The organism is Shewanella sp. 38A_GOM-205m (genome assembly GCF_000518445.1).
Taxonomy (GTDB): Bacteria; Pseudomonadota; Gammaproteobacteria; order Enterobacterales; family Shewanellaceae; genus Shewanella; species Shewanella algae.
Genome location: NZ_JADP01000039.1, coordinates 24,748 through 30,797 on the forward strand (window position 1 = coordinate 24,748; position 6,050 = coordinate 30,797).

Below are 6,050 nucleotides of genomic sequence, written 5' to 3' on the forward strand. Positions count from 1 at the left end.
ACGCCAACCTCTTAGTGCTCTTCTTTGCTGAAGGTGGAAGAATGTTGTTGCAGGTATTTCTGCACCAGTGCCTGGGTGTCCTGATCCATGTTGACGAAGGCCAACATCCCCTGGAACATGCCCGGCCAGGTGTTGGCATCGAAGTGATGCTCATCGGGCTGGGTGTGGCAGACACTGCAGCTAGAGGCATAAGTGCTGCGGGCATAGCCCCAGAGTGGTGCAAGTTCGGTCAGCAGATAATCGCTGTCGGTCCAGATCTCGGCTTCCACACGCTGCCACTTGAGGCCAGTCATTGGATCTTCTTTCTCTTCAAAGGTCTTGATCACCCCGTCGGTTTCGGCGGCAGCCTTGGTCAACTGAGCCGAGAGGATATTGATACCGAAGTCCATGTAGATCACCCGGCCGGCACCTATCTTCTTACGCCAGCCATCGATGGCGATTTTGACCCGCTTGCCCTTGAGCTCCAGCACCTTGATTTCGGTGGCCACGTTCAGAGTACCGGCTTCTTCCGCGCTCTTGTCATCCAGGTACAGAGGTTTGGTCAAGGCGCTGAAATATTTGCCGCCCTGTTGCAGTGAGGTCTCACCCGAACCCACTTCGGCAATCAGTTCAGGGGCTCTGGCTGTGCCCATATCAGGCAGCTTGTGAGCTATGCCCTTGTGGCAATCGATGCAGGACTGATCTTTCTCGGCCGCTTGTTTCATCTGTTTTTGCGCCAGTGCTGACATCTCGTCCCATTTCATTGACTTGTAGTCATGGCAGTTTTTACAGGCCTGGGAGTTGTCACGGGCAAAACGTTTCCACTCACGGCTGGCCATTTCCAGACGCTTGGCTTCAAATTTTTCCGGAGTGTTGACCGTTTGGAACAGCCAGCCCCAGACATCGTGAGATGCTTCCATCTTACGGGCTATCTTGCGGCTCCAGTCGTGGGGTACGTGGCAATCAGGGCAGGTTGCCCGCACGCCGGAGTGATTCGACCAATGCACAGTTTGCTGCAGCTCTTGATAGGGATTGCTCTCCATCGAGTGACAGCTGATACAGAAGGCCTCAGTGTTGGTGGCTTCCAGCGCCGTATTGAAGCCGCCCCAGAAAATAATGCCCATGATAAAGGCCGACAGGCTGATGGCGCCCAGGCTCAGGTACTTGGTTGGGCGGTTGAGAGTACGCCAGATTGCTATTAACCGTTTCATCTATTCAATCCTCTCTTGTATCAGTGACTGGCGACGCCGCCGAGGGCCAGCATGATCCAGATGATCAGGCCATAGAGGCTGATACCTGTGATGGTCAGGGCCGGAAACAGCATGAAAATAATCAGGCCGTGGGCCATAAGTTCCTGTTTTTTGCTTGATGTGGACTCAGACATAGTGATTGCTCCAACGCAGCAGGGTTTGCTTGATGGGGCCACTATAGGGAAAGGATGTGAATGGCGATTGCGCTGCCAATGAATGGGATTTGAGTAAATATGAAAAGTTATGAACAACTGCATATTCAGGATGAGCCACAGATCCCGAAATCTTTTTAGCCGGGCGCGCCAATTTGCAGTATTATCCGCGACCAACAAAGGCTGCGTTGGACATCGGTTGACGATATTCCTTGGTGCCCACCACCTGCAGGTCACGTTTTATTGTGGATCTCTCACCCGCCCAGCGGGGCTCTCACCTGCCGTAGCCGGCGTCATCTGACCCGAACAAAGAGATCAAAAAGGTAGAATAATTATGATGTCTTCAAAGACAAATACCGCTGTACCTACTACATCATCATGGCTGGAACGCTTCTTCAATATCAGCGCTCGTGGCAGCACTGTCCGCCAGGAAGTGATCGCCGGTTTGACCACGTTTCTCGCCATGGTTTACTCAGTTATCGTTGTCCCCTCCATGCTGGGAAAGGCCGGGTTTGATCCCGGCTCCGTGTTTATTGCCACCTGTTTGATTGCCGCCTTTGGCTCACTGCTGATGGGCCTGTGGGCCAATCTGCCGATGGCAATAGGCTGTGCTATCTCACTGACTGCGTTTACCGCCTTCAGTCTGGTGTTGGGGCAGGGCATGAGCCTGCCTGTCACCCTGGGAGCGATTTTCCTTATGGGTATCGTCTTTACCCTGGTGAGCGTTACCGGCATTCGCCAGTGGGTGCTTGCTAACCTGCCCAAGGGGATTGCTCATGGTACAGGGATAGGTATCGGCCTGTTTCTGCTGCTGATTGCCACTAACAGTGTGCAACTGATTGTGGCCAATGATGCCGGTTTACCGGTCAAGCTGGGCGATATCCACAGCCTGCCGGTGATCGCCACTGTCGTGGGGTTGGCTGCCACTATCGGACTCGAGCGGCGCCGGGTGCCGGGCGGCATTCTGTTGGTGATCATCGCTCTGTCAGTGTTTGGTTTGCTGTTTGACCCCAATGTGGAGTTCAAAGGCGTGTTTGCGGTACCCGACTTGGGCGCAGAAGGCTCTTTGATTGGCCAGTTGGATATCATGGGTGCCCTTAACCCTGTGGTGCTGCCGATAGTGCTGGCGCTGGTGATGACCGCCATCTTCGATGCCACAGGCACCATACGAGCCGTAGCCGGACAAGCCAATTTGCTGGATAAGGACGACAATATCATAGGTGGCGGCAAGGCGCTGACCTCGGATTCTGTCAGCTCTATCTTCGCCGGTCTGGTGGGCGGCGCACCTGCCGCCGTTTACATTGAATCGGCCGCCGGTACTGCCGCAGGCGGAAAAACAGGGCTGACCGCCACTGTGGTGGGTGTGTTGTTCCTGCTGATGATCTTCCTGGCACCCCTGTCTTATTTGGTACCTGCCTACGCCACGGCGCCTGCGCTCATGTATGTGGGACTGCTGATGTTGTCCAATGTCACCAAGTTGGACTTCGATGACAAGGTGGATGCCATGGCGGGACTGACCTGCGCCGTCTTCATCATACTCTCCTGCAACATAGTCACAGGCATTATGCTGGGGTTTGCAACTCTGGTTATCGGCCGTATCTGCAGCGGTGAGTGGCGTAAGCTCAAGCCAGGTGTGTTGGTTATCACCATAGGCCTGGTGGTGTTCTATATGGGCGGCTGGGCCATTTAACCCTTAGGCCCTTAGACCCTTATGGCTGGTGGCGGAAACTATCCCCCGTTAGAGTAAGCTTAATCGACTTAAACAAAGACCCCAGCCTAGGCTGGGGTCTTTGTTGTGAGCGCAGAGTCTTGCACTCCTGGGGCATACTTTGAGGATAATGGCTAAGGCATCCTCGATGACCTGGCCGATACTGCCTGCTAGCTACAGGCAAGCCCGTCGGCGCCGTATTTGATCATCCCTGAGCTGGAAACCGTCACACTTCTTGAGCCGCTGGCCTGTTTTGCCGGGCAATAGATAAAGGTCACTTCACCTGTGGTGTTGCTGAGGCCGTCGGGACGAAAACCCACATTGCTGCCTTTGATGGCGTCCTTACTGTCGATGCCTTCCACTACCCGCAGCACTTTTTCACTGCCGCTGGCAGTGGTATAGACCTTGAGGCCATTGTTGAAATTGGCGGCGCAGCCGACAGCACTCTGATAGCCACAAACTTCTACTGTCATGCCGTAGCTGATGGCTTGGTTGCGGGCGAAGGACAGGGCTTGCTCAATCCGGCTTATTTCCGACTGACTACGGTAGCCTTCATACAAGGAGGTGAGAGAAGGAACCCCCACAGACAGCAGTATGGCGGCTACAGCAATGGTGACCATGAGTTCGACCAGAGTAAAGCCGCGGATTCTGGAACTGGAAAAATGTGGTACAGCCATAGTCAACTCTTCACACGAATAGATAGGCTTAAGTATAAGTGAATGAGTTGTTAATTACAGCTGTCTTTGCAAATCCTGTGCAGTGGTCGTCAATTCAGCCGCCATCACCATCCTGGCAATTGATATTTTCATCCTGAGAGTGACGGATTCGCCCCGCCTGATTGATGACCAAGGCCTCGGAATGGGGACTGTTGGCCTGACCCGGGCAATATTTGAAGGTACCATTGGTTCCTGTTGCCAATCCGTCCGGCAGAAAGCGTATTGCATCCCGGTTGTACCTGAGTATGTCTTGGCTATCAAAAGCGCCGCTTTGAAACAGCAGCTTGTCGTCATCATCCAGGGCCAGATTGCCGTTGTGATCGCTGAAAACCGTTACTCCTTGTTGCCAGGCATCGGCTTCACAGCGGCCATCCTTGAGAGCGCAGACACTGACTCTGACACCATAACTAATGGCCTGATTGCGGGCAAATTGCAGTAGTTGCTGTACTTGTTTGATGCCGGTTTGGGCGCGATAACCTTCGTAGAGCGACTTGAGTGAGGGGGCCCCGACTGAGGCAAGTACCGCCAGCAGAGCCATGGCGACCATGACCTCCAGCAGCGAAAAACCAAGCTGTAAATGACGCATAATCTCATCCTTGAGTGTTGGGCGGCCCGCATCCGGCGAACCTGAGTGTTAGTTTAGTCCAGGCAGTGGCTTGGTTCTGGTTTCCTTTTAGATGAGTTTGCACTAAATATTGCACTTGCTTACCTAAGGGATGAATAAGTACACCGAGTTGATCATGGCTACTGCGAAGGAATAGGCCTGGTTTTTTCATCTGAGCGGACAATCACTTCTTGCCCGCAGTATGTCGTGATAAGCTATTGCGATTGTATGCGAACAAGCAAAATCGCGAGCTATTTCTCCGGTCAAATTGCCGTGGGAATGGTCAAGAGTCGCAAAAGAATTCCAAGCCCTAAAGGAGTGCCTGATGAAGAAAGTGGAAGCCATAATCAAGCCGTTTAAACTGGACGATGTCCGTGAGGCGTTGGCTGAGATAGGAATAACCGGTATGACGGTTCTGGAAGTCAAAGGTTTTGGCCGCCAGAAGGGACATACAGAGTTGTACCGTGGTGCCGAGTATATGGTCGACTTTCTGCCCAAGGTGAAGATAGAGCTGGTTATTCAGGATGATCTGCTGGAACAGGCACTGGATGTGATTGTTGAAACCGCCCGTACCGGTAAAATAGGCGACGGCAAGATCTTTGTGACCGATATCGAACGTATTATTCGTATCCGTACCGGTGAAGAAAACGAAGAAGCGGTATAAAAACGAACGTAAAAAATTAGGTTCATCGCAGATTAGCGTGGGCTGGAAATGAAAACGGTTGGAGAGTTATTGTTTAGTCGCCAAATAAAAACAATGACCCACTCCAACCGTTGTCGATGTCGAATATTACCTGCACAAGTAATGCGAATAACCAAGCTCGCGTGGCTCTATTCAAAAGAGTGCAAGGTCAACCGCCGACACTTACTCGCCAAAGTCCGACTGTCAGAGTGTCCTTACCGGAGATTTTTGGGTCTCCGGTAAGGACACTTTTATCTATTTGACAATGGGAATCATATCAACGCCCAAAGCAGCGGCGCGCGTTAGCGCGTCCAGCCCGCAGGGCGATGCTGCCTTTGCTTGTTATGTTTTTAGGGCTCATAGGTTGCTACCTCACTGAGCCACCAGTTTAATTTGTCATCGAGCTGCCAAAGCTCGGGAGTTTCAAAAGTTTTTTGGAGCACTTGCGCTTCTGTTTCGACGTCCAAAGCCTCGACCACTAGATTCCCACTCTCCCACAGCGTTGCTCTAGCAAGTAATCCATTTCCATCTATTTCGACATAACGAGCTTTAACTGAATCACCTAGTTCTTCTGTGATAGAAACGGCATAGCCTTCAGTCCCAAATATTTTAGATTTGGAATTCTTCCATTTTTCGAGGTATGCAAGTAGCTCATTCATACTGAAACATAGACATAATGATTCCCTGTGCAGGTGTCGGCCTCCGTGTTTTCTCGTGGATTAGTTAAACCAGAGCCACACTGTTTGTTGATCCAATAGGCAAACAATCACAGGAGGCCGACATGTCTAAAGCTAACACACTTTTTATCGGGTTGGACGTACACAAGGAGACCACTGACGTGGCCTGGGTTTCTGATAAGTCTGCTGAGACTGTGCATTACCATGGCACAATCCCAACCAACCTGCGTTCATTCGATAAACTCATTAAGAATCAAACAGCCAAGACCAGCAAGCTCTGTG

At 51.9% G+C, this 6,050-nt stretch carries 7 protein-coding genes; 2 read left to right on the forward strand and 5 right to left on the reverse strand.

Features of this window, described 5'->3' with window-relative positions:
* Nucleotides 1-11 precede the first annotated feature (11 nt).
* A complete protein-coding gene (gene torC, locus N512_RS0117860; protein ID WP_025009951.1) occupies nt 12-1,190 on the reverse strand; it encodes a pentaheme c-type cytochrome TorC in 1,179 nt (392 codons plus the stop codon).
* 20 nt (nt 1,191-1,210) lie between these two features.
* Nucleotides 1,211-1,363, reverse strand: a complete 153-nt coding sequence (locus tag N512_RS0117865) for a nitrate reductase (protein WP_025009952.1) — start codon at nt 1,361-1,363, stop codon at nt 1,211-1,213.
* Between the two features lie 352 nt (nt 1,364-1,715).
* Here N512_RS0117865 and N512_RS0117870 point away from each other — a divergent pair, with 352 nt between their 5' ends.
* Nucleotides 1,716-3,071, forward strand: coding sequence for an NCS2 family permease (locus N512_RS0117870; protein WP_028781194.1), 1,356 nt, complete (start codon nt 1,716-1,718; stop codon nt 3,069-3,071).
* Between the two features lie 188 nt (nt 3,072-3,259).
* Here the strand turns inward: N512_RS0117870 and N512_RS0117875 are convergent, their stop codons facing one another.
* Nucleotides 3,260-3,766: a GspH/FimT family pseudopilin gene (locus N512_RS0117875; RefSeq protein WP_025009954.1), complete on the reverse strand. Its 507-nt coding sequence runs from the start codon at nt 3,764-3,766 to the stop codon at nt 3,260-3,262.
* 94 nt (nt 3,767-3,860) lie between these two features.
* Entirely contained in the window at nt 3,861-4,391 is a 531-nt protein-coding gene (locus N512_RS0117880; protein WP_028781196.1) for a GspH/FimT family pseudopilin, read from the reverse strand.
* A gap of 343 nt (nt 4,392-4,734) precedes the next feature.
* Between N512_RS0117880 and glnB the strand changes: the two genes are divergently transcribed.
* A complete protein-coding gene (glnB, locus tag N512_RS0117885) occupies nt 4,735-5,073 on the forward strand; it encodes a nitrogen regulatory protein P-II (protein WP_025009956.1) in 339 nt (112 codons plus the stop codon).
* 368 nt (nt 5,074-5,441) lie between these two features.
* Here the strand turns inward: glnB and N512_RS0117890 are convergent, their stop codons facing one another.
* Nucleotides 5,442-5,750, reverse strand: coding sequence for an immunity protein TriTu family protein (locus N512_RS0117890; RefSeq protein ID WP_028781197.1), 309 nt, complete (start codon nt 5,748-5,750; stop codon nt 5,442-5,444).
* Nucleotides 5,751-6,050: the final 300 nt, after the last annotated feature.

Excerpts from the sequence above, each read along its gene's own strand:
- N512_RS0117865 (WP_025009952.1), bottom strand. The coding sequence starts at position 1,363 with ATGTCTGAGTCCACATCAAGCAAAAAACAGGAACTTATGGCCCACGGC.
- glnB (WP_025009956.1), top strand. The coding sequence starts at position 4,735 with ATGAAGAAAGTGGAAGCCATAATCAAGCCGTTTAAACTGGACGATGTC.
- N512_RS0117890 (WP_028781197.1), bottom strand. The coding sequence starts at position 5,750 with ATGAATGAGCTACTTGCATACCTCGAAAAATGGAAGAATTCCAAATCT.
- N512_RS0117880 (WP_028781196.1), bottom strand. The coding sequence starts at position 4,391 with ATGCGTCATTTACAGCTTGGTTTTTCGCTGCTGGAGGTCATGGTCGCC.
- N512_RS0117875 (WP_025009954.1), bottom strand. The coding sequence starts at position 3,766 with ATGGCTGTACCACATTTTTCCAGTTCCAGAATCCGCGGCTTTACTCTG.
- N512_RS0117870 (WP_028781194.1), top strand. The coding sequence starts at position 1,716 with ATGATGTCTTCAAAGACAAATACCGCTGTACCTACTACATCATCATGG.
- torC (WP_025009951.1), bottom strand. The coding sequence starts at position 1,190 with ATGAAACGGTTAATAGCAATCTGGCGTACTCTCAACCGCCCAACCAAG.